Below are 19,372 nucleotides of genomic sequence, written 5' to 3'. Positions count from 1 at the left end.
TTCCGAACATTTCGCCCCCTCATATTCGGACTCCCGGACGCGCAGCACATCGCCCCTGCACGCAAGGCCAATAAAACCCTTTATTTTCAGCCACTTGAATCTAAGGCGACGTTTGGCACGACTCCTGCTCTACTCCCTGTATCGACAGCTTCGACACAGGCGTGTGTCTGACTCAGGACGCGGTTGAAGCATTCGTTACCAAGTGGTCCGTCTTCCCCGCGGCCCTATCAATAAAAAAATGAAATCGAGGATTCAACCGATGCGCATCGTTCCCCACATTCTGGGCGCCGCAATCGCCGCCGCACTGATCAGCACTCCGGTCCTGGCAGAAGAACTCACCGGCACCCTGAAGAAGATCAAGGAGTCCGGCACCATCACGCTCGGTCACCGTGACGCGTCCATCCCTTTCTCTTACATCGCTGATGCGTCTGGCGTGCCGATGGGCTACTCCCACGACATCCAGCTGAAAATCGTCGAAGCCATCAAGAAAGACCTCGACATGCCTGACCTTAAGGTCAAGTACAACCTGGTGACCTCCCAGACCCGTATTCCGCTGGTTCAGAACGGCACCGTCGATGTGGAGTGCGGCTCGACCACCAACAATGTCGAACGCCAGCAGCAGGTCGACTTCTCCATAGGCATTTTCGAAGTCGGTACCCGACTGCTGTCCAAGAAAGACTCCAAGTACAAGGACTTCGATGACCTGAAAGGCAAGAACGTCGTCACCACGGCGGGCACCACGTCCGAGCGCATTCTGAAGGCGATGAACGCCGACAAGCAGATGGGCATGAACGTGATCTCTGCCAAGGACCACGGCGAATCCTTCCAGATGCTCGAATCAGGCCGTGCTGTCGCGTTCATGATGGACGATGCGCTGCTGGCCGGCGAAATGGCCAAAGCCAAGAAGCCGGACGACTGGGCAGTGACCGGCACCGCGCAATCCTACGAAATCTATGGCTGCATGGTTCGCAAGGGCGACGCCCCGTTCAAGAAAGCGGTGGATGACGCCATTGTCGCGACCTTCAAATCCGGCGACATCAATGCCATCTATAACAAGTGGTTCATGTCCCCGGTCCCGCCTAAAGGTCTGAACCTGAATTTCCCGATGAGCGACAAGCTCAAGGAACTGATTCAGAACCCGACCGACAAGGCTGCAGAAGACAAGAAAGCCTGAGCAGCCGGTTCAGCCAGTCTGAACTGATCGTCTCCCGAACGGGCGCACCCCGTTCGGGACCGGCTTTTCGCGCCCGACTTCCGCCAGCGCGTGCATCTCGACCGCAATAAAAAAAGAGGGGTAGACCCTGATGAATTACAACTGGGACTGGGGCGTGTTCTTCAAGTCCACCGGCGTCGGCAGCGAGACCTATCTGGACTGGTTCATATCCGGTCTGGGCTGGACCATCGCCATCGCAGTCGTTGCCTGGATCATCGCCCTGATACTGGGCTCGGTACTGGGTGTCATGCGCACCGTGCCAAGCCGACTGGTGTCAGGCATCGCCACGGTATACGTGGAAATTTTCCGTAATGTGCCACTGCTGGTGCAGCTGTTCATCTGGTACTTCCTGGTGCCCGACCTGCTGCCTGAAAACCTGCAGGAGTGGTACAAGCAGGACCTCAATCCGACCACCTCGGCTTTCCTGAGCGTCGTGGTCTGCCTGGGTTTGTTTACCGCCGCGCGGGTTTGCGAACAGGTGCGTACCGGCATCGAAGCGTTGCCGAAAGGCCAGGAATCGGCTGCACGGGCCATGGGCTTCAAGCTGCCACAGATCTACTGGAACGTGCTGTTGCCGCAAGCCTACCGAATCATCATTCCGCCGCTGACCTCCGAATTCCTGAACGTGTTCAAGAACTCCTCGGTCGCGTCACTGATCGGCCTGATGGAGCTGCTCGCGCAGACCAAACAGACCGCCGAATTTTCCGCGAACCTGTTCGAGGCCTTCACACTCGCCACGCTCATCTACTTCACGCTGAACATGGGGCTGATGCTGCTGATGCGCGTGATCGAGAAGAAAGTCGCGGTGCCCGGCCTGATCTCTCTGGGGGGTAAATAATGGACTTCACTGGAATCGTTCCGGCCATTCCCGGCCTGTGGAACGGCATGGTCATGACCCTCAAGCTGATGGCGATGGGTATCGTCGGCGGACTGGTACTGGGCACTGTTCTGGCGCTGATGCGCCTGTCATCGAACAAACTGCTGGCCAATGTGGCAGGCGCCTACGTGAACTACTTTCGCTCGATCCCGCTGCTGCTGGTGATCACCTGGTTCTATCTGGCGGTGCCGTTCGTGCTGCGCTGGATCACCGGCGAGGACACGCCCATCGGTGCATTCGCCTCGTGCGTCGTGGCGTTCATGATGTTCGAAGCGGCGTACTTCTGCGAAATCGTGCGTGCCGGCGTGCAGTCCATTTCCAAGGGCCAGATGGGCGCGGCACAGGCGCTGGGCATGAACTACTCGCAGATGATGCGACTGATCATCCTGCCCCAGGCCTTTCGCAAGATGACCCCGCTGTTGCTGCAGCAGAGCATCATTCTGTTTCAGGACACTTCTCTGGTGTACACCGTCGGCCTCGTGGACTTCCTCAACGCATCGCGCTCCAGCGGCGACATCATCGGTCGCGCCAACGAGTTCCTGATCATTGCCGGTCTGGTGTATTTCACGATCAGCTTTGCCGCCTCCGTGCTGGTGAAGCGTCTGCAAAAAAGGTTTGCCGTATGATTTCCATCAAGAACGTCAACAAGTGGTACGGGGACTTCCAGGTGCTGACCGATTGCAGCACAGAGGTCAGCAAGGGTGAAGTGGTCGTGGTGTGCGGGCCTTCCGGTTCCGGCAAGTCAACCCTGATCAAGTGCGTGAACGCGCTGGAGCCGTTTCAGAAAGGCGACATCGTGGTCGATGGCACCTCGATTTCCGACCCGAAAACCAACCTGCCAAAACTGCGCTCGCGCGTTGGCATGGTGTTTCAGCATTTCGAACTGTTCCCGCACCTGAGCATCGTTGAAAACCTGACCATCGCACAGATCAAAGTACTGGGCCGCAGCAAAACCGAGGCCACGGAAAAAGGCCTGAAACTGCTAGAGCGGGTCGGCCTGTCGGAGCATGCCCACAAGCACCCGGGCCAGCTTTCCGGCGGTCAGCAACAGCGTGTTGCGATTGCCCGCGCCCTGGCAATGGACCCGGTGGTCATGCTGTTTGACGAACCGACCTCCGCACTGGACCCGGAAATGGTCAACGAAGTGCTCGACGTGATGGTGCAACTGGCCCACGAAGGCATGACCATGATGTGCGTGACCCACGAAATGGGTTTCGCTCGCAAGGTCGCCGACCGGGTGATTTTCATGGACAAGGGGCAAATCGTCGAGGATTGCGCGAAAGAAGAATTCTTCGGTGACGTCAACGCACGCTCCGAACGCGCCCAGCAATTCCTCGCCAAGATTCTCCAGCACTAGGCAGTGCCTCTCGCAGCTGTCCGCCGTTTCGCGGACAGCTGTTCGGTTCCGGATGACTGTGATGAAATGCGACCCCACTCTTTATCGCGCCGCGCCGCCATCACTCGCCGTGAAACCTCGCCTGATCCGCCAATTGTTTCTGCCACCGCTGATCCTCATGCTGATGATCGGTCTGGGCTACGTTGCCTACCTGATCAGCGAGCACAACGGCATCAAGAGCCTGCGCGAGAGCGGTGAACGCCAACTGGAGCTGCATGCGCGCACCGTTGAGAGCGAAATCAGCAAGTACACCTACCTGCCCAGCGTTCTGGAGCTTGAATCCAGTGTGTCGCAACTGCTGAACAAGCCGACCCCCGAGCTGCAGCAACAGGTCAACCGTTACCTCGAAGGCTTGAATCGACGCAGCCGCAGCCGTGCGATTTATGTGATGGACACCACGGGTCGCGTACTCGCTACCAGCAACTGGCGTGACTCCGACAGCTATCAGGGTGAAGACCTGTCTTTCCGGGCCTATTTTCAGGACGCGGTGCGCGGCCTGCCCGGACGCTTTTATGGCATCGGGACCACCACCGGTGAATCCGGTTATTACCTGGCTCACGGGCTGGAAGACAAAGGCCGGATTATCGGCGTAGCGGTCATCAAGGTCCGCCTTGAAGCACTGGAGGAGCGCTGGCAGCGAGCGCGCCTGGAAGCCTTTGTCAGCGACGAGAACGGCATCATCATTCTGTCCAGCGACCCGGCGCGACGTTTGAAGTCAGTGCGTCCATTGACGCCAGACGTCAAGGAGCGCCTGGCCCGCAGCCTGCAGTATTACTGGTGGCCGCTCAACGAACTGGTGCCGCTCGAACGAGAAACCCTGTCCGACGGCGTCGAGAAACTTGTTTTCCCGGCCAACGCCAGTGTCGACCGGGACCACACGCAGGTCAGCTATCTGGCCCAGACCCGCCCCTTGTACGATACGGCCTGGCACCTGACGCTGCTTACCCCTCTGGAAGACTTGCGCAGTGAGGCGGCAAGTCGCGGCATGCTGGTGGCCGTGGCCTGCGCGCTGGTGGCCTTTCTGCTCATCGCCTGGAACGAACGCCGCAAAGTGATCTCGACCCGGCTTGCCGCCAGAGAGGCGTTGCAGGCGGCGAACAATGAGCTCGAACGCAAGATCGCCGAACGTACCGAACACTTGCGGGCCAGCAACGAACGTCTCAAGGCACAGATTCGAGAACGGCGACAGGCCGAAGACACGTTGCGCAAGGCCCAGGATGAACTGGTGCAAGCCGGCAAGCTGGCGGCCATCGGCCAGATGTCGACCAGCATCGCGCATGAACTCAACCAGCCCCTCGCCGCCTTGCGCACCCTGTCTGGCAACACCGTACGCTTTCTGGAGCGTGGCGCGCTGGACACCGCCAGCACCAACCTGCGCACCATCAACGACCTGGTTGACCGTATGGGCCGCATCACCGCCAGCCTGCGGGCCTTCGCCCGGCGTGGCGACGATCAGGGTCAGGCGCTGCTGAGCAAGGCGATCGACGCGGCCTTGCAGCTATTGGGCGTGCGTCTGGAGCAATCCGGCCTGACCCTGCACCGGGACTTTATCGATGCCACCCTGACCATCGACCAGACCCGGCTCGAGCAGATTCTGGTCAACCTGATCGGCAACGCACTGGACGCCATGTCCGACCAGCCGCACCCGAAATTGTGGCTGGAAGGAAGCCTCGTAGACGGCCGTTACTGCCTGCGGGTAAGTGACAATGGACACGGCATTGACGATGAAACACGCAAGCACCTGTTTGAACCGTTTTTCACGACCAAACCGGGCGCGCAAGGTTTGGGACTTGGCCTGACGCTGTCAGCGAGCCTTGCCGCAGCCGCGGGAGGCAGCCTCGGCGCAGAACCCGCGGGAGAAACCGGCACCAGCTTTGTACTGTGCCTGCCGTTCATTCCGAACGCACCGACCGATTCTCGACGGGGCGAGCCTGCATGAGGGAACATCCATGAGCATCAACAGCGACCTGACCGTCCTGATCGTCGAAGACGACCCGCACGTATTGCTGGGCTGCCAGCAGGCGCTGGCGCTGGAAGATATCAGCAGCGAAGGCGTATCGAACGCCGAAGAGGCGCTGACACGTATCGGTGATAATTTCGCCGGCATTGTCATCAGTGACATTCGCTTGCCGGGCATGGACGGGCTTGAGCTGCTGAGCCGCCTGAAGGCACGCGACAGCAGCCTGCCGGTGGTGCTGATCACCGGTCATGGCGATATCACCATGGCCGTCAATGCGATGCGTGACGGCGCCTATGATTTCATGGAGAAACCGTTCTCGCCCGAGCGTCTGGTCGATGTCACGCGCCGTGCGCTCCAACAGCGCGGGCTGGCGCGGGAAGTCTGGGCTTTGCGCAAGCAACTGGCCGAACGCGACTCGCTGGAGGGCCGGATCATCGGGCGCTCTGCGGCGATGCAAAACCTGAGGGCATTGATTGCCAATGTCGCCGACACTTCGGCCAACGTTCTGATCGAAGGCGAGACCGGCACGGGCAAGGAGCTGGTCGCCCGCTGCCTGCATGACTTCAGTCGACGCAAGGACCATCAGTTCGTGGCCCTCAACTGCGGCGGGCTGGCGGAAAGCCTGTTCGAATCCGAGATTTTCGGTCACGAAGCCAATGCCTTCACCGGCGCCGGCAAGCGACGCATCGGCAAGATCGAACATGCTCATGAGGGCACGCTGTTTCTCGATGAAGTCGAGAGCATGCCGATCAACCTGCAGATCAAACTGTTGCGCGTTTTACAGGAGCGGACGCTGGAGCGTCTGGGTTCGAATCAAAGCGTCGCTGTGGATTGCCGGGTAATCGCCGCGACCAAGTCCGACCTGAATGCGTTGGGCAAGACCCATCAGTTTCGCAGCGACCTGTATTACCGCCTTAACGTCGTCACGCTGGAGCTACCGCCTTTGCGCGAGCGCCGTGAAGACATTCTGCAACTGTTCGAACACTTCCTGCAGTTGTCATCATTGCGTTTCGACCGTGAGCCGCCACCGCTGGATCGCCAGACCAGCTCAAACCTGATGAGTCATGACTGGCCGGGCAATGTGCGTGAACTGCGTAATGTCGCAGAACGCTTTGCACTGGGCCTGCCTGCGTTCAAGCAGACGGGCACGGTGAGTGAGAGTCAGAGCCTGGGGTTTGCCGAAGCGGTGGAAGCGTTCGAGCGCTCATTGCTCAGCGAAGCCTTGCAGCGCAGCGGCGGCAACCTCAGCCAGGCCAGCCAGGAGCTGGGCATGGCCAAGACCACACTGTTCGACAAGGTCAAGAAATACGGGCTTTGAAGCCAGTGCCCGCTATATAAATCTGCGATATTCAGGCTTGACTTGAGTCACCTTTTCGCCCCTCGGCGAGTTACTTTGGCTCGCTGAGCATCTGCCGGATCGCGCTGACGAACACGTCAACCGGCTGCCCGCCCGAGACGGCGTACTGGTCATTGAAAACCATGGTCGGCACGGATGTGATGCCGCGGGATATCCAGAGCTGTTCGGCTTCGCGAACGTCGGCAGTGTATTCATCGCTGTCCAGAATGGCCTGAGCACGCATACGATCCAGGCCCACCTTCTGCGCCACATCCGCCAGGGTCTGATGATTGGACGGGTCTTTCAGCTCACTGAAATAGGCGTCAAACAGTGCCTGCTTCAGCGCGTGCTGCTTGCCTTCCTGCTCGGCCCAGTGCAACAGACGGTGCGCATCGAAGGTGTTGTAGATACGCCGCTCGCCGCTGGCAAACCTGAAACCCAGTTCAGCACCACGCTCACGAATCGTGTCGTGGATACCCTCGATCTGCTCAGGCGTAGAGCCATACTTCTCGGCGATGTGCTCTTTGATGTCTTGCCCTTCGGCAGGCATGTTCGGGTTCAGCTCGAAAGGCTGAAAATGAATCTGCGCCTGCACTTCGTCGCCGAGTGCTTCCAGCGCCTGATCCAGTGCGCGCAGACCGATAACGCACCAAGGGCAGGAAACATCGGAAATGAAATCGATCTTCAGTGCAGTTGTCATGGTGGCCCTCGTTCAATAAGCAAAGGCCACACGATACACCTCTGCCAGTACCTGACAACCGGCAAGCGTTACAACTGAGCCAGGCTTCGGCCATCTTCATGTTGCGCTTTCAGGTACGGCAACACCGCGCCCAGCAAGGGCGCCTTGAAGGCTTCCTGAAAACGGTGCGCCAAGCCTGGAATCAGGCGCAGCTGACTGCCCTGGATGTGCGCAGCAACATGAATACCGTGCATGACCGGCAGCAACGGATCGGCCGTGCCGTGAACCACCAGCACCGGCAGGCGCAGGCGATTCAGCAACTCGACACGGCTGGGCTCGGCAAGAATCGCCATGATCTGACGCTTGACGCCTTCGGGGTTGAACGCCCGGTCGTAGGAGACCGCAGCCTGATGCAGCAACTGCTCGCGATCATCCTTGACCTGCGGACTGCCCAAGGCAGCAAGCAAATCAGCCTGTTGTTCTATGGCCACTTCCCGGTTAGGTGCGCCGCGACGCGCCAACAGTTGCATCAGCGCCGCGCTGGGCATCGGCAACCCCTGGGCACCGGAACTGGTCATGATCAGCGTCATGCTCTCGACCCGCGAAGGCGCCAGGTCGGCCAGGTGCTGGGCAATCATGCCCCCCATGCTCGCACCCAGTACGTGAAACTGGCGGATTTGCATCGCATCCATCAGGCCCAACGCATCGTCGGCCATATCGGTCAGCGAATAAGGCGCCGAGACAGGCAGGCCGAGCTTGTAGCGCAGCACTTCAAAGGTCAGGTTGGCGTCGGCTGGCTGCCGGACCCATGTCGACAAACCGACATCGCGGTTGTCATAGCGAATCACCCGATATCCTTGCTGACAAAGCGCAACGACAACTTCGTCAGGCCAATGAATCAGTTGCCCACCCAAACCCATGACCAGCAGCAAGGCAGGGTCGGATTCGCGGCCAATACTCTGGTAGGCAATCCGGACTTCCTTGAGGTCAGCAAACTGAACAGGAGCATTGATATCACAACGATCGGCCGCAAAAGACGGCAAGCCGCACAGAAGCGCGGCCAAAAATATTAAAACCCGCATGAAAAACACCAAAAAACAGATCCCCAGTAGGCCGCGAGTCTGATGATGTTTTTCCAAGCGCGCTGCCACAGTTGCGTGACAGTTTGATGAATGGCGCTGAGCGGTCGTTAAACCGTTTCACGTCAGGCGGCTGCCTGATCGTCCAGGATCAGGTTTTCGCCGAAGCGGGCACGGGCTTCCAGCAGCGATTCATGGCGCCAGTCGTCGCGCTGATCACAATTGCCCAGCGACAACACCTTGTAAGTGGGCAGGCGATCAAACACCGATGCCAGTTGCTCAGGCACACTGACGCTGTCCAGGTGCAGGCCTGCAACCGGCAACAGCGCCGCCACGCCGAGATTGCACCGCAGGTCGCCGTGATAGGTGGCGACCAGCTTTTTCAACGGCGAATATTGCAGGATGTGATAAGCCCGTTCGAAGGCGTTGGTCCACGCCAGCGGCAGGTCGAGGGTCAGAATCGGTTCGTCAATCTGCACCCACTCGACGCCGCGTGCCGCCAGACGCCCGAAGATTTCGCCATAAACAGGCAAAAGCTGCTCCAGCCAGTCAAGGCGATCAATGTCCTCGCTCTGAGGTTCACGCCCTTGAAGCTCGCTCAACCAAAGAAACGTCAGTGGACCGATCAGCGCAGGTTTGCGGCCTTGCTCACAGGCTTCGCTGGCGTCTGCCAACAGCGGCTGCCAATCCGGCTGAAAGCGTTGATCACGCTGCAGTTGCGGCACCCGTGCCGGATAATGCGCGTGCAGCCAGGTGCGCAACTCGGCGCCTGACCGTTCACCGGCAGTCGACCCACCCTGATCGTCTTTCCAGAAAGCCTGCAGCGCTTGCTGCAATTCGCGATCTGCGCCGATGCGCAGGCATTCAGGGTGTGGGGCCAAGGCCATGGTGCGTCCTCCATAAAAGATGGCGCTATTGTCGACAGCCGACACAACATGAGACAAACTCATTTTTTTCGTGTTGATCACAAATACTATTCATGGAGCTGTGACGGTGCTTGAAATACGCCACCTCAAAACCCTGCACGCTTTGCGCGAGGCCGACAGCCTTGTGGAAGCCGCCGAACGGCTGCACCTGACGCAGTCGGCCCTGTCCCACCAGTTCAAGGAACTGGAAGAGCGCATGGGCATGCCGCTGTTCGTGCGCAAGACCAAGCCGGTGCGCTTCACCAGCGCCGGTCTGCGCCTGCTGCAGCTGGCCGACTCGCTGCTGCCGCAACTGCGCAGTGCCGAGCGCGACATTGCCCGTCTGGCAGGCGGTACGGCGGGACGTCTGCACATGGCCATCGAGTGTCACAGTTGCTTTCAATGGCTGATGCCGACCATCGACCAGTTCCGCGATGCCTGGCCGGAGGTCGAGCTGGACCTGTCTTCCGGCTTCTCGTTCGCCCCGCTGCCAGCACTGGCGCGCGGCGATCTGGATCTGGTGGTCACGTCCGATCCACTGGAATTGCCTGGCATTACCTACGTGCCGCTGTTCACGTATGAAGCGATGCTGGCAGTCGCCAATCAGCATGCGCTGGCCAACAAGCCGTACATCGTGCCTGAAGATTTACTGACCGAAACGCTGATCACCTACCCGGTCGAGCGTGATCGTCTGGACATCTTCACCCGTTTTCTGGAACCCGCCGACATCGAGCCGGGCCAGGTCCGCACCTCGGAACTGACGGTGATGATGATGCAACTGGTTGCCAGTGGTCGCGGGGTCTGCGGCATGCCCCACTGGGCCTTGCATGAGTACAGCTCACGGGGTTACGTGAAGGGCAAGCGGCTGGGGGAGAAAGGGCTGTTCGCAACGCTCTATGCCGGCATTCGTGCCGACATGCTCGATGCGCCGTACATGCGTGATTTCCTGCTGACGGCCAAAGACACGTCGTTCTCGACACTGGACGGTGTGAGCGCGGTTCGCTGACAGCGCCGTCCGCAGGGCATGGGACGACGCTTGTTTTCAGACGTTTTGGGTCTGTCGCTGCCGGTACAGCGGCAGGATCAAATCACGGGTCAGAGGGGCCAGATGCAGCCCCGGCAGACTGTCTGCACCGACCCAGATCACTTCTTCGATCTCGGCGGCGGGCAGTACGTCGGCACCCGTCCTGACTTCATAAAGCTGGCAACGAACCTCAAAGCCCGGCTCGTTCGCAGCGGGTGCTGCGAACTCGCCCAGAAACAAGGCCTGCTGCGGGTCGATGGCCAGCCCGAGTTCTTCTTCAAGCTCTCTGGCCAGCGCCGACGGTGCCGGTTCGCCAGCCTCGATCTTGCCGCCCGGCTGCATGAATGCCTGAGTACCGCGCTTGCGTACCAGCAGGGTCCGGCCATCCGCACCGATCAACAGCGCCGCCGCAATGTTGATGACCTTCATGCGAAGATGTCGGTCTTGAGCAGGCGCGCCTGCTCTGCCCGCTCGAAGGCCAGCATGATCAGCCGGTGGATCAGCTCGGCGTAGGTCAGACCGCTGGCCTGCCAGAGTTTGGGGTACATGCTGATCGAGGTGAAGCCGGGCAGCGTGTTGACCTCATTGATGATGATTTCGCGTGCGTCGGTGACGAAAAAATCGACCCGTGACAGCCCCGCACACCCCAGCACTCGGTACGCCTGCAGCGCAACGTCACGCACCTGATCACTCAGATCGGCAGGCATCTCGGCAGGGATGGCGATGCGTGCCTGATCGCCGTTCAGGTACTTGGTGTCGTAGGCGTAGAACTCATCGTTGGCGATCACTTCACCGCAGACACTGACCTGCGGCTCAAGATTACCCAGCACCGCGCACTCCACTTCCCGGCCGACGATGCCTTGCTCGATCAGCAATTTGTGATCGAACTCGAAACCCAGCGCCAGTGCCGCGTCGAACTCAGCCTCGTCAGCGACCTTGCTGACACCCACCGACGACCCCTGATTGGCCGGCTTGACGAACATCGGCAGGCCCAGTTGCGCAGAAGCATCGGCGAATGAAAGGCTCTGGCCGCGGGTCAGTACCAGGAACGGGGCGACATTGATGCCCGCGTCACGCAACAGACGCTTGGTCACGTCCTTGTCCATGCACGCGGCAGAGGCCAGTACGTCTGCGCCCACAAAAGGGACGGCCAGCATCCGCAATACACCCTGCAATGCGCCATCTTCACCAAATGCGCCGTGGATCAGCGGGAACACCACGTCGATATTTGCCAGCGCTTTGCCCGTCTCGACCTCGACGAACTGCCCGCCCGTACTGCCCGGCAACAACGACAGTTGCTTACCCGACGCGCTCAGTCTGATCCGCGCAGGATCATCGGCGTTGAGCAGGTAATCGGCCTCTTCGAAACGCAACCAGCGGCCCAGTTTGTCAACGCCGATCAAGGTCAGCGCATAGCGTTCACGATCAATCGCATTGATCACGTTGCGTGCTGACTGCAACGAAACCTCATGCTCGCTGGATTGCCCACCGAAAACGATGGCGACTGACTTTTTCAAAGCGGCTACTCCTGTTTTTCAGGCCGCGAAGATAAAAGCAATTCTGGCTGTTAGTCCAGTAGATGATTGGCCGCTGGCCTGAAATTCAGGCAAAAAAATCCCGGTCGTGGGCAATCCATACGAAATGCCCACGGCCGGGAAGTCAGACAGCTCATTGAGCCGCTGCGGTTTCTTTCTTGCCACCTGAGCCGAAGGCAGCGAAACGCTTGTTGAAACCCGCGATGCGGCCTTCGGTGGTGGTCTTGCGCTGCTGGCCGGTGTACATCGGATGCGAGGCGCTGGAGACGTCGAGCGCGACATAGGGATAGGTCGTGCCGTCGGTGTGCTGCTGGGTCCGATCAGTGTCTACGGTCGAGCCGATCAAGAAGTACGCATCGGCGGCGGTGTCGTGGAACAGCACGGTGCGGTAAGCAGGATGGATATCGGGTTTCATGGAAATCTCTCCGTTGAGTTGACTGCAACCGTTATACAGTAACACAAAGTAAGATGAGAATGATTACTGTTGATGGCTGACATTACCGGGCGTGATCGCACCTCCGAGCCTGAGCGATGTCGGCCCCGACGCTCGGAAACCGACGCGCTGGAGACATCCTGTAATAGCCCGCCTTTGCATTTTCCGACGCATAACGGCACCCTGCCGCGCCGCCGAACGTCACTGGTCGCCGGCCTGGAACCTGAGCCTGCGTGGCCGATCCTTATTCATTAGCACTTTCAAGAGTCCACCGTTATGACTCACGGACGCGATCATCGAGTCGACTTCTTTCGGGGCCTGGCGCTGATCTTCATATTCTGGGATCACGTACCGGACAATCCTCTGGCGCAGCTGACGTTACGCAACTTCGGCTTCAGCGATGCCGCAGAAGTTTTTGTTTTCCTCGCTGGCTACGCCGCAATCATGGCCTATGGGCGCATTGCCCGCCGCGACGGCATGCTGGTGGCCGGCGTGCGGATCCTGCGCCGCACCTGGGTGCTGTATGTGGTACACATTTTTTTGCTGACCTTGCTGATGGGCATCGTCTTCGTCGCCAATAATCATGTCGAAACCCGAGACATGGTCCAGCAGATGGGCCTCGAATACTTCGTCGGCAACCCGCAACAGGCACTGGCCGATGAATTGCTGCTGCGTTTCAAGCCCAACCTGACCGATCCATTGCCGCTGTACATCGTCCTGCTGCTGACGCTGCCACTGACATTGCCGTTGATGCTGCGCAAACTCGAAGTGGCGGTCGGCCTGTCGATTGCGCTGTACCTGATGGTGCCGCTGTTCGGCTGGAACCTGCGCGCCTACGAAGGCGGCGGTGTGTGGTACTTCAACCCGGTGGCCTGGCAGTTGCTGTTCATTCTCGGCGGTGCCTGTGCGTTGCGCAGCGAAACATCGGCGACACCGGAACGCCCCCCACGCCACCAACAACCGCTGCTCCTGATGGCTGCCTTTTACGTACTGATCGCCGGGGCTTTGACCTTCAGCGAAAAATGGCCCGATCTGCACGCTGCACTGGTCTCGACCCTCCACCTCGACGCGCTGTACCCCATCAGCAAAACCGACCTGGCACCCGCGCGTCTGCTGCACTTCCTCGCCCTGGTCTACGTCGTCGCCCGACTGCTGCCCACTTCAGGCAACTGGCTCGAAAACTGGCCCGCCCGTCAGACCTGCCGCATGGGGCGTTACTCGTTGGAAGTCTTCTGTCTGGGTGTATTGCTCGCTCCGCTGGCAGACATGGCGAATGCCCTGGCCGGTGATACATGGCCGATGCAAGTGACCACGGCAATAGTCGGGTTGGGGCTGATGATGCTGATGGCGAACGGGTTGGAGTTGAATAAGCGACTGGGGAAATCGCCAACGCTTTTAGCTACTTGAGAACCGCGTCACAACAATGTGCTCGCCAGGAAATTTCCTACGGGTTTATCAGGCCAAGTTTTGCTGAGGACGGCCGTTAGTAATTTAACTTTACTACCGACGAGTCCTTGGCATGAACATAAATGCTTCACTCTCAACGTTACAAAGCTCGCGTGGCACACTCAACAGTCGTCCCTCCACGCCGCCGCCTGAAAACGTAAAAAGCGACACTGCAAAGCCGGTCATAAAACAACGAAATCCTAATGAAGAGTTCTACCGCTACGTGGACTCCCCCTGGTTGACAAAAAATTCAAAAGGAGAAATCGCTTCGTTCTACAAGGCGCTTCCCCAAGAAGAGCTTGATGACCTCAAAAATAGCTACCTGAAGGACCTCATCAAAACATCGAACCTGGAAATGTTTCGCATGTACGACAATTACCACGACTTCAAACAGCAGCTTCCTTATTTAAATCCAGAGCTGTCAAAAAAGAACTTTGGCTTCACACTGGGTTTTGATGAGGAGATTCAGGTTACCGACCCTGACGGTGTACTCACTCCTGCAGAGTTCACCTACCTGACCGAGAAGCTAAACGAGCGCCAGTCATTGAAAGACGACCTGCGCAAGAACGCCAAAAGCATCATGGAACTCGTAGATCACTACACGGAAAAGCTGGACACACGGTACGCGCTTAATCTAGAGAATTACAGCAAGGTCATTGACTACGGGCAGGTATTCAGCCGCAATCACATCGGCAACTTCATCAACACCATTCTTTATCAAGTGGAGCGCAACGCGCCGAAGCGGGAGGATGAGCGCACGCCGACGATTGACACTCATGTTTGATGTCCCCAACGCCAAGGCTCTTCCGGGCACGCTTCCACTAGCAATAGGAAAAAGCATTTTTTGTTCGCCACGCGGGGCCTGGTTATAGAAGTAGAAATGCGCTGCCCAAGTGGCCCTGGGCAGAGCAGTTACACTGAGATCAGTTTCTGGACCAGTGAGTTAGCCATCGTTTGCAAACATGTCCGAAATTATAAATGTGCGGTTTATCAGCCAATTGTTCCGGCAGTACATTCCTGGCCCAATATTTTTTTAGCTGATAGCGTGTACTCCACGTTTCTCTGCCGTTCTCGCTGTAGTACGTGAAGTTATCGGCCAGTCGTCCACCTTCACATCGGTCGAACGTTATCAACTGCATGATCTTTCCAGCGCTGTCCGAGGTATACGTCACGGCGACGTCATTTTCAACACCGAGCAAAAAATCCAGCACTCCGCCTTCCAATGGAAAAGCCTTGCTGTCTGTAAACGTCGCGTCCAGCATCGCCTCTGTAAGCGCCTGAGTCGCCAGAAAAGGAGGGTCGGTAAAACCATATGGAATCAACCTGAATCCCGCCTGATGGTGCAAGTCATAATTCATATAAGGAAAAGAGCCGAACACCACCCTGTAGTCGGCGCTATCAAACAGGGCACCGTCGGTCGCAACGATACGTATATTGACCTGAGACCCGGGGATCAACCCGTCGACCCTTTCGGCCAATGAGTGACGTTTGACCTGCCACTCCCCTCCGTCCACCTGAAATTCCAGCTTCCATTTCTGGTGGTCATCGCTGTCCGGGGTCGCGATGAGTACATGCTGTCCACGCACGGCAGTAAAACCATACTGATGAACGGCGGTGGTGCTGTCCAGCGTGTTATTTATCTGATGAACCTTATCCGATAGCACCACAGAAATAAAAGTTTTTGCATCCGGAACCGTCGGCTCCTGATGTGCCGGTTGCTCACTGACGGTAGGCGCCCCCTCTACGTGCGCCAACGCATGCCAAGACATAACCCATAGCAGTCCGGATAAAAGCACTCGGTGCGCTTTGTTTTTCTTACTCTTCATTTTATTGATCTCGACAGTCGTTATTCATTATGCAGGGCATCACCGCCACTGATAAAACCGGACGTAATCAGTTGTTAGAGTCGAGATCAAGTACCGGAAGTAATTACCGGACATTTCCTACACAATAATTTATTTAGTATTTGACCACCTGTGACTAGCGGGCGGATAGACTGTTGCTTGTACGCCTGCCAATCAACAGGAAGGCATCCAGGCTTAAGTTCTGTACGAAAAGTCGGTGGCGAAGGTCAGGCAAGGCAAAAACAGGCGAGTACGCGGAGTCTACGGGTTGTAAATGAGCATTCCGATTAGGCTCGCGTCCGAGCCTGTTTTAACGCAGCATCACCGAGCGCAGCCACTTTTCGTACAGAGCCTAGACAAAACCTGCGAACCACATCCCTCCACAGTTCACCTCGATTCAGCTCAAAACCCACCCGACAATTTCCCCCCCGCATTCCCACCCAGCGTCTAAGCTAGGATCAGGTGCGTTTACAGGATGACCGGACAATCGACTATGGGCGTATTTCGGCATTCCGATAGCAAGCAGGATGTGATGTCAGCTGACCGTCAGGATGACTCACGAACGCCGAAGCGTCCTCGTCGCAAGCGATACGGTTGGCGGGTGTTCTGGGTGGTTTTGGTGCTGGCCGGGGTCGCGCTGGGTGTGGCCGTGGCGATGGAGAGCCGCAGTTCGAGGCTACAGGCGCGGGAATTCAGCCGGTTTGCTGCCAACCTGAGTTATTCGGTGCAGGCCGGGCCGAGTAATGCGGTGGTGTACCCGGGCGATGGACCGTTCGACAAGCGTCTCGGTTATTCGTCGCTGGGTGAGTTTCTGCCGCGCCTGCTCAAGCGTGATTACGTGATCACTCGCCAGACGCGGTTTTCCCCGGAGTTGATGCGCTACGTTCAGCATGGCTTTTTCGTACCTTACGAAGAGAAGACCCAGGCCGGGCTGTCCATCACCGATTGCCGGAGCGCGCCGCTGTACGAGTTTCGTTACCCGCAGCAGTTTTACCCGACCTTCGCCGCCATCCCGCCGTTGTTGGTCCACAGTCTTCTGTTTATCGAGAACCGTGACCTGCTGGATCCGCAGCAACCGCTCGCCAACCCGGCCGTGGACTGGCCACGCTTCGTCAAGGCCGCGTGGTCGCAGTTGGCCAAGATGTTTGCCCTCCCCGGCCAGTCAGCCGGTGGCAGTACGCTGGCGACTCAGTTGGAGAAATACCGCCACTCACCCGACGGGCTGACGCAGTCCGGCTCGGAAAAACTGCGGCAGATGATTTCTGCCAGCGTGCGAGCCTACCAGCCCGGCGAACAAACGCTGTCAGTGCGCCAGAGAGTGGTGCGCGATTACCTGAACAGTGTGCCGCTGTCTGCGGTGCCGGGGCACGGTGAAGTGCATGGCCTGGCCGAAGGTCTGCGGGTCTGGTTCGGCGTGGACTTCGCCAGGACCAATGAAGTGCTGGCTTCCAGCCCCTCCGATCAAAAGGGGCTGAGCGAAAAGGCGCTGGCGTTGCGCGAGGTGCTGTCGCTGGTGATCGCCCAGCGTCGCCCTTCGCACTACCTGGCCAAGGGCCGTGCCGAACTCGCAGAACTGACCGACAGCCATATTCGTCTGCTGGCCCAGGCTAACGTCATTGACAAGCCGCTGGCCGACGCGGCCCTGGCAACCACCGTCACGTATCGCGACTGGGCGCAGCAGCCTACGATTCAACCCATCGAAACCAACAAAGGCATCAGCGTCGCTCGCACTCGCTTGTCGAACCTGCTCAATCGTCCGCTCTATGATCTGGACCGCCTGGACCTGTCCGCCACCAGCACGTTGCACGGCGAGTTGCAGCGCAGCGTCAGCCAGTATCTGCGCGATCTGGCAAACCCTGAATTTGCCGCCAACGTCGGTTTGATGGGCGAGCGCCTGCTAAGCCCCGCCAGCACGGCTCAGGTGCGCTACAGCTTTACGTTGTTCGAGCGCGGTGCAGATGGCTCAAGGGTAAGGGTGCAGACCGACAGCACCGATCAACCGTTCGACATCAACGAGGGCAGCAAGCTGGAGCTGGGCTCCACCGCCAAGATGCGCGTGCTGACAACCTACCTGGAAATCATCGCCGAATTGCACGGGCGCTACGCAGACATGAACACGGCGCAGTTGAGGAAAATCCCTGTCGAAGAGCCTGACCGGTTGACCCGCTGGGCCGTCGATTACCTGCTGCTGAACAAGGACCGGAACCTGGCAAAAATGCTCTCTGCGGCACTGGACCGGACCTACTCGGCAAGCCCTGCCGAAGCCTTCTTCACCGGTGGCGGCATGCACCGTTTCAATAACTTCCGGCGTGAAGACAACGAGCGCATCCCGACCCTGCGCGAGTCGTTGCGTGAGTCAATCAACCTGCCGTTCATTCGCCTGATGCGCGACATCGTGCGTTACAGCACCTATCAAGCGCCCAACAACAGCGCCTCGCTGCTGAAGGATGATGACAACCCGCGCCGTCAGGAATACCTGAGTCAGTTTGCCGACCGGGAGGGCACTGTGTTCCTGCTGCGTTTCTGGAAACGCTACAAGGACAAGACCACACAGGAACGGCTGGACACCTTTCTGGACGGCATTCATCCGACGGCGATTCGCCTGGCCGCCGTGCATCGCTACCTGCTGCCGAGTGCCGATCAGGCCACGTTCAATGCGTTTGTCCGTGCGCACCTGGAAGAAACCCGAACGACCTCGAAACTGACCGACAAGCGCCTGGCCGATCTGTACACGAGCTACGGCCCGGGCGCTTACAACTTGCCCGATCAAGGCTACATCGCCCGCGTTCACCCGCTGGACCTGTGGCTGGTGGGCTACCTGCTCAAGCACCCGGACGCGCAGTTCAAGGATGCGGCGGCGGCCAGCCGTTACGAGCGACAGGAAGTGTATGGCTGGCTGTTCAAGAGCCGCCACAAAGGCGCGCGCGACAGCCGGGTGCGGACCATGATGGAGGTGGAAGCGTTTCTGGACATCGAGCAGCGCTGGCAGCGTGTGGGTTATCCGTTCGACCATCTGGTGCCCTCACTGGCGACGGCCATTGGCAGTTCGGGGGATCGTCCGGCGGCGCTGGCGGAGCTGATCGGCATCATCCAGAACGACGGCATTCGTCTGCCGCCGGTGCGTATCGACTCGTTACGCTTCGCCGCCGATACGCCGTATGAAACCGAACTGACCATCAACCCTGAACTGGGGCAGCGCGTATTGCCGTCCGAAGTGGCGGCCGCGATGCGCGAAGCGTTGTCGCAAGTGGTCGACGGCGGTACAGCCAAACGTGTGCAGGGTACGTTCAGGATGCAGGACGGCAGCGTACTGGCGATGGGGGGCAAGACCGGCACGGGTGATAACCGGATCGAGAGCATCGGTGCGGGCGGACGCATCCTCAGCTCCAGAGCGATCAACCGCACCGCCACGTTCGTGTTTTACATCGGTGACAACCACTTCGGCGCGCTGACTGCATTTGTGCCGGGCCGGGCTGCAGAAGGCTTCCGCTTTACCTCGGCACTGCCGGTACAGGTGCTCAAGGGCATGGCGCCGATCCTGACGCCGTACCTGGAAAACCACGGTCAGGCCATGTGCAATACCCGTTTACCCGACCCGCCCAAAGGTGCGTAAGGCGTAAAAGACCGTTCGTCCAAACCTCTTGC

Annotated in this window: 17 protein-coding genes; 10 read left to right on the top strand and 7 right to left on the bottom strand. The window is 58.7% G+C overall.

Annotation, left to right across the window (positions count from 1 at the left end):
- The first annotated feature begins 259 nt into the window (after positions 1 to 259).
- The 6 genes from BW686_RS00975 (at position 260) to BW686_RS00950 (ending at position 6,764) form a co-directional block, all read left to right on the top strand.
- Positions 260 to 1,174, top strand: coding sequence for a glutamate/aspartate ABC transporter substrate-binding protein (locus tag BW686_RS00975; RefSeq protein ID WP_084913804.1), 915 nt, complete (start codon positions 260 to 262; stop codon positions 1,172 to 1,174).
- A 130-nt stretch (positions 1,175 to 1,304) separates the two neighbouring features.
- Positions 1,305 to 2,051 (top strand): amino acid ABC transporter permease, encoded by a 747-nt coding sequence (locus tag BW686_RS00970; protein WP_084913803.1) that lies wholly within the window; start codon positions 1,305 to 1,307, stop codon positions 2,049 to 2,051.
- Complete coding sequence (locus BW686_RS00965) at positions 2,048 to 2,716, top strand: amino acid ABC transporter permease (RefSeq protein WP_179149140.1); 669 nt, start codon at positions 2,048 to 2,050, stop codon at positions 2,714 to 2,716. The genes BW686_RS00970 and BW686_RS00965 overlap by 4 nt, the downstream gene beginning before the upstream one ends.
- Positions 2,713 to 3,447 carry an amino acid ABC transporter ATP-binding protein gene (locus BW686_RS00960; protein WP_084913801.1) on the top strand — a complete coding sequence of 245 codons (735 nt, stop codon included), beginning with the start codon at positions 2,713 to 2,715 and terminating at the stop codon, positions 3,445 to 3,447. The genes BW686_RS00965 and BW686_RS00960 overlap by 4 nt, the downstream gene beginning before the upstream one ends.
- Positions 3,448 to 3,508: 61 nt before the next feature.
- Positions 3,509 to 5,425, top strand: coding sequence for a sensor histidine kinase (locus BW686_RS00955; RefSeq protein WP_084913800.1), 1,917 nt, complete (start codon positions 3,509 to 3,511; stop codon positions 5,423 to 5,425).
- Positions 5,426 to 5,435: 10 nt separating this feature from the next.
- A complete protein-coding gene (locus BW686_RS00950) occupies positions 5,436 to 6,764 on the top strand; it encodes a sigma-54-dependent transcriptional regulator (RefSeq protein ID WP_084913799.1) in 1,329 nt (442 codons plus the stop codon).
- A gap of 70 nt (positions 6,765 to 6,834) precedes the next feature.
- On the opposite strand, the gene BW686_RS00945 is transcribed toward BW686_RS00950, so the two are convergent.
- The 3 genes from BW686_RS00945 to BW686_RS00935 all read right to left on the bottom strand — a co-directional run bounded on the left by BW686_RS00945 (position 6,835) and on the right by BW686_RS00935 (position 9,427).
- Positions 6,835 to 7,482 carry a DsbA family oxidoreductase gene (locus BW686_RS00945; RefSeq protein ID WP_084913798.1) on the bottom strand — a complete coding sequence of 216 codons (648 nt, stop codon included), beginning with the start codon at positions 7,480 to 7,482 and terminating at the stop codon, positions 6,835 to 6,837.
- Between the two features lie 68 nt (positions 7,483 to 7,550).
- Positions 7,551 to 8,543, bottom strand: coding sequence for an alpha/beta fold hydrolase (locus BW686_RS00940; protein ID WP_084913966.1), 993 nt, complete (start codon positions 8,541 to 8,543; stop codon positions 7,551 to 7,553).
- Between the two features lie 122 nt (positions 8,544 to 8,665).
- Positions 8,666 to 9,427: a 5-methyltetrahydropteroyltriglutamate--homocysteine methyltransferase gene (locus BW686_RS00935; RefSeq protein ID WP_179149130.1), complete on the bottom strand. Its 762-nt coding sequence runs from the start codon at positions 9,425 to 9,427 to the stop codon at positions 8,666 to 8,668.
- Positions 9,428 to 9,533: 106 nt separating this feature from the next.
- Between BW686_RS00935 and metR the strand changes: the two genes are divergently transcribed.
- The gene (gene metR, locus BW686_RS00930; protein WP_084913797.1) at positions 9,534 to 10,451 is read left to right on the top strand and encodes a transcriptional regulator MetR; all 918 of its coding nucleotides are present in this window, start codon (positions 9,534 to 9,536) and stop codon (positions 10,449 to 10,451) included.
- A gap of 36 nt (positions 10,452 to 10,487) precedes the next feature.
- Here metR and BW686_RS00925 read toward each other — a convergent pair whose 3' ends face one another.
- The 3 genes from BW686_RS00925 to BW686_RS00915 form a co-directional block, all read right to left on the bottom strand.
- Positions 10,488 to 10,898: an NUDIX hydrolase gene (locus BW686_RS00925; RefSeq protein ID WP_084913796.1), complete on the bottom strand. Its 411-nt coding sequence runs from the start codon at positions 10,896 to 10,898 to the stop codon at positions 10,488 to 10,490.
- Positions 10,895 to 11,986 carry a D-alanine--D-alanine ligase gene (gene ddlA, locus BW686_RS00920; RefSeq protein WP_084913795.1) on the bottom strand — a complete coding sequence of 364 codons (1,092 nt, stop codon included), beginning with the start codon at positions 11,984 to 11,986 and terminating at the stop codon, positions 10,895 to 10,897. The genes BW686_RS00925 and ddlA overlap by 4 nt, the downstream gene beginning before the upstream one ends.
- A gap of 151 nt (positions 11,987 to 12,137) precedes the next feature.
- Entirely contained in the window at positions 12,138 to 12,419 is a 282-nt protein-coding gene (locus tag BW686_RS00915) for a type B 50S ribosomal protein L31 (RefSeq protein ID WP_084913794.1), read from the bottom strand.
- Between the two features lie 294 nt (positions 12,420 to 12,713).
- Here BW686_RS00915 and BW686_RS00905 point away from each other — a divergent pair, with 294 nt between their 5' ends.
- Positions 12,714 to 13,844 (top strand): OpgC domain-containing protein, encoded by a 1,131-nt coding sequence (locus tag BW686_RS00905; protein WP_084913793.1) that lies wholly within the window; start codon positions 12,714 to 12,716, stop codon positions 13,842 to 13,844.
- A gap of 112 nt (positions 13,845 to 13,956) precedes the next feature.
- A complete protein-coding gene (locus tag BW686_RS00900; RefSeq protein WP_084913792.1) occupies positions 13,957 to 14,667 on the top strand; it encodes a hypothetical protein in 711 nt (236 codons plus the stop codon).
- A gap of 139 nt (positions 14,668 to 14,806) precedes the next feature.
- On the opposite strand, the gene BW686_RS00895 is transcribed toward BW686_RS00900, so the two are convergent.
- Positions 14,807 to 15,709, bottom strand: coding sequence for a hypothetical protein (locus BW686_RS00895; RefSeq protein WP_084913791.1), 903 nt, complete (start codon positions 15,707 to 15,709; stop codon positions 14,807 to 14,809).
- 511 nt (positions 15,710 to 16,220) lie between these two features.
- Between BW686_RS00895 and BW686_RS00890 the strand changes: the two genes are divergently transcribed.
- Complete coding sequence (locus BW686_RS00890; protein WP_179149139.1) at positions 16,221 to 19,340, top strand: biosynthetic peptidoglycan transglycosylase; 3,120 nt, start codon at positions 16,221 to 16,223, stop codon at positions 19,338 to 19,340.
- The last annotated feature ends 32 nt before the right edge of the window (positions 19,341 to 19,372 follow it).

The organism is Pseudomonas syringae, assembly GCF_002157375.1.
GTDB classification, from domain to species: domain Bacteria; phylum Pseudomonadota; class Gammaproteobacteria; order Pseudomonadales; family Pseudomonadaceae; genus Aquipseudomonas; species Aquipseudomonas syringae_T.
This window is presented reverse-complemented; position numbering and strand designations above follow the sequence as displayed.

Coding starts and splice junctions, on each gene's coding strand:
- BW686_RS00955 (WP_084913800.1), top strand. CDS start 3,509: ATGAAATGCGACCCCACTCTTTATCGCGCCGCGCCGCCATCACTCGCC.
- BW686_RS00890 (WP_179149139.1), top strand. CDS start 16,221: ATGGGCGTATTTCGGCATTCCGATAGCAAGCAGGATGTGATGTCAGCT.
- BW686_RS00915 (WP_084913794.1), bottom strand. CDS start 12,419: ATGAAACCCGATATCCATCCTGCTTACCGCACCGTGCTGTTCCACGAC.
- BW686_RS00925 (WP_084913796.1), bottom strand. CDS start 10,898: ATGAAGGTCATCAACATTGCGGCGGCGCTGTTGATCGGTGCGGATGGC.
- BW686_RS00950 (WP_084913799.1), top strand. CDS start 5,436: ATGAGCATCAACAGCGACCTGACCGTCCTGATCGTCGAAGACGACCCG.
- BW686_RS00900 (WP_084913792.1), top strand. CDS start 13,957: ATGAACATAAATGCTTCACTCTCAACGTTACAAAGCTCGCGTGGCACA.
- BW686_RS00970 (WP_084913803.1), top strand. CDS start 1,305: ATGAATTACAACTGGGACTGGGGCGTGTTCTTCAAGTCCACCGGCGTC.
- BW686_RS00960 (WP_084913801.1), top strand. CDS start 2,713: ATGATTTCCATCAAGAACGTCAACAAGTGGTACGGGGACTTCCAGGTG.
- BW686_RS00945 (WP_084913798.1), bottom strand. CDS start 7,482: ATGACAACTGCACTGAAGATCGATTTCATTTCCGATGTTTCCTGCCCT.
- BW686_RS00935 (WP_179149130.1), bottom strand. CDS start 9,427: ATGGCCTTGGCCCCACACCCTGAATGCCTGCGCATCGGCGCAGATCGC.
- BW686_RS00975 (WP_084913804.1), top strand. CDS start 260: ATGCGCATCGTTCCCCACATTCTGGGCGCCGCAATCGCCGCCGCACTG.
- BW686_RS00895 (WP_084913791.1), bottom strand. CDS start 15,709: ATGAAGAGTAAGAAAAACAAAGCGCACCGAGTGCTTTTATCCGGACTG.
- BW686_RS00905 (WP_084913793.1), top strand. CDS start 12,714: ATGACTCACGGACGCGATCATCGAGTCGACTTCTTTCGGGGCCTGGCG.
- BW686_RS00940 (WP_084913966.1), bottom strand. CDS start 8,543: ATGCGGGTTTTAATATTTTTGGCCGCGCTTCTGTGCGGCTTGCCGTCT.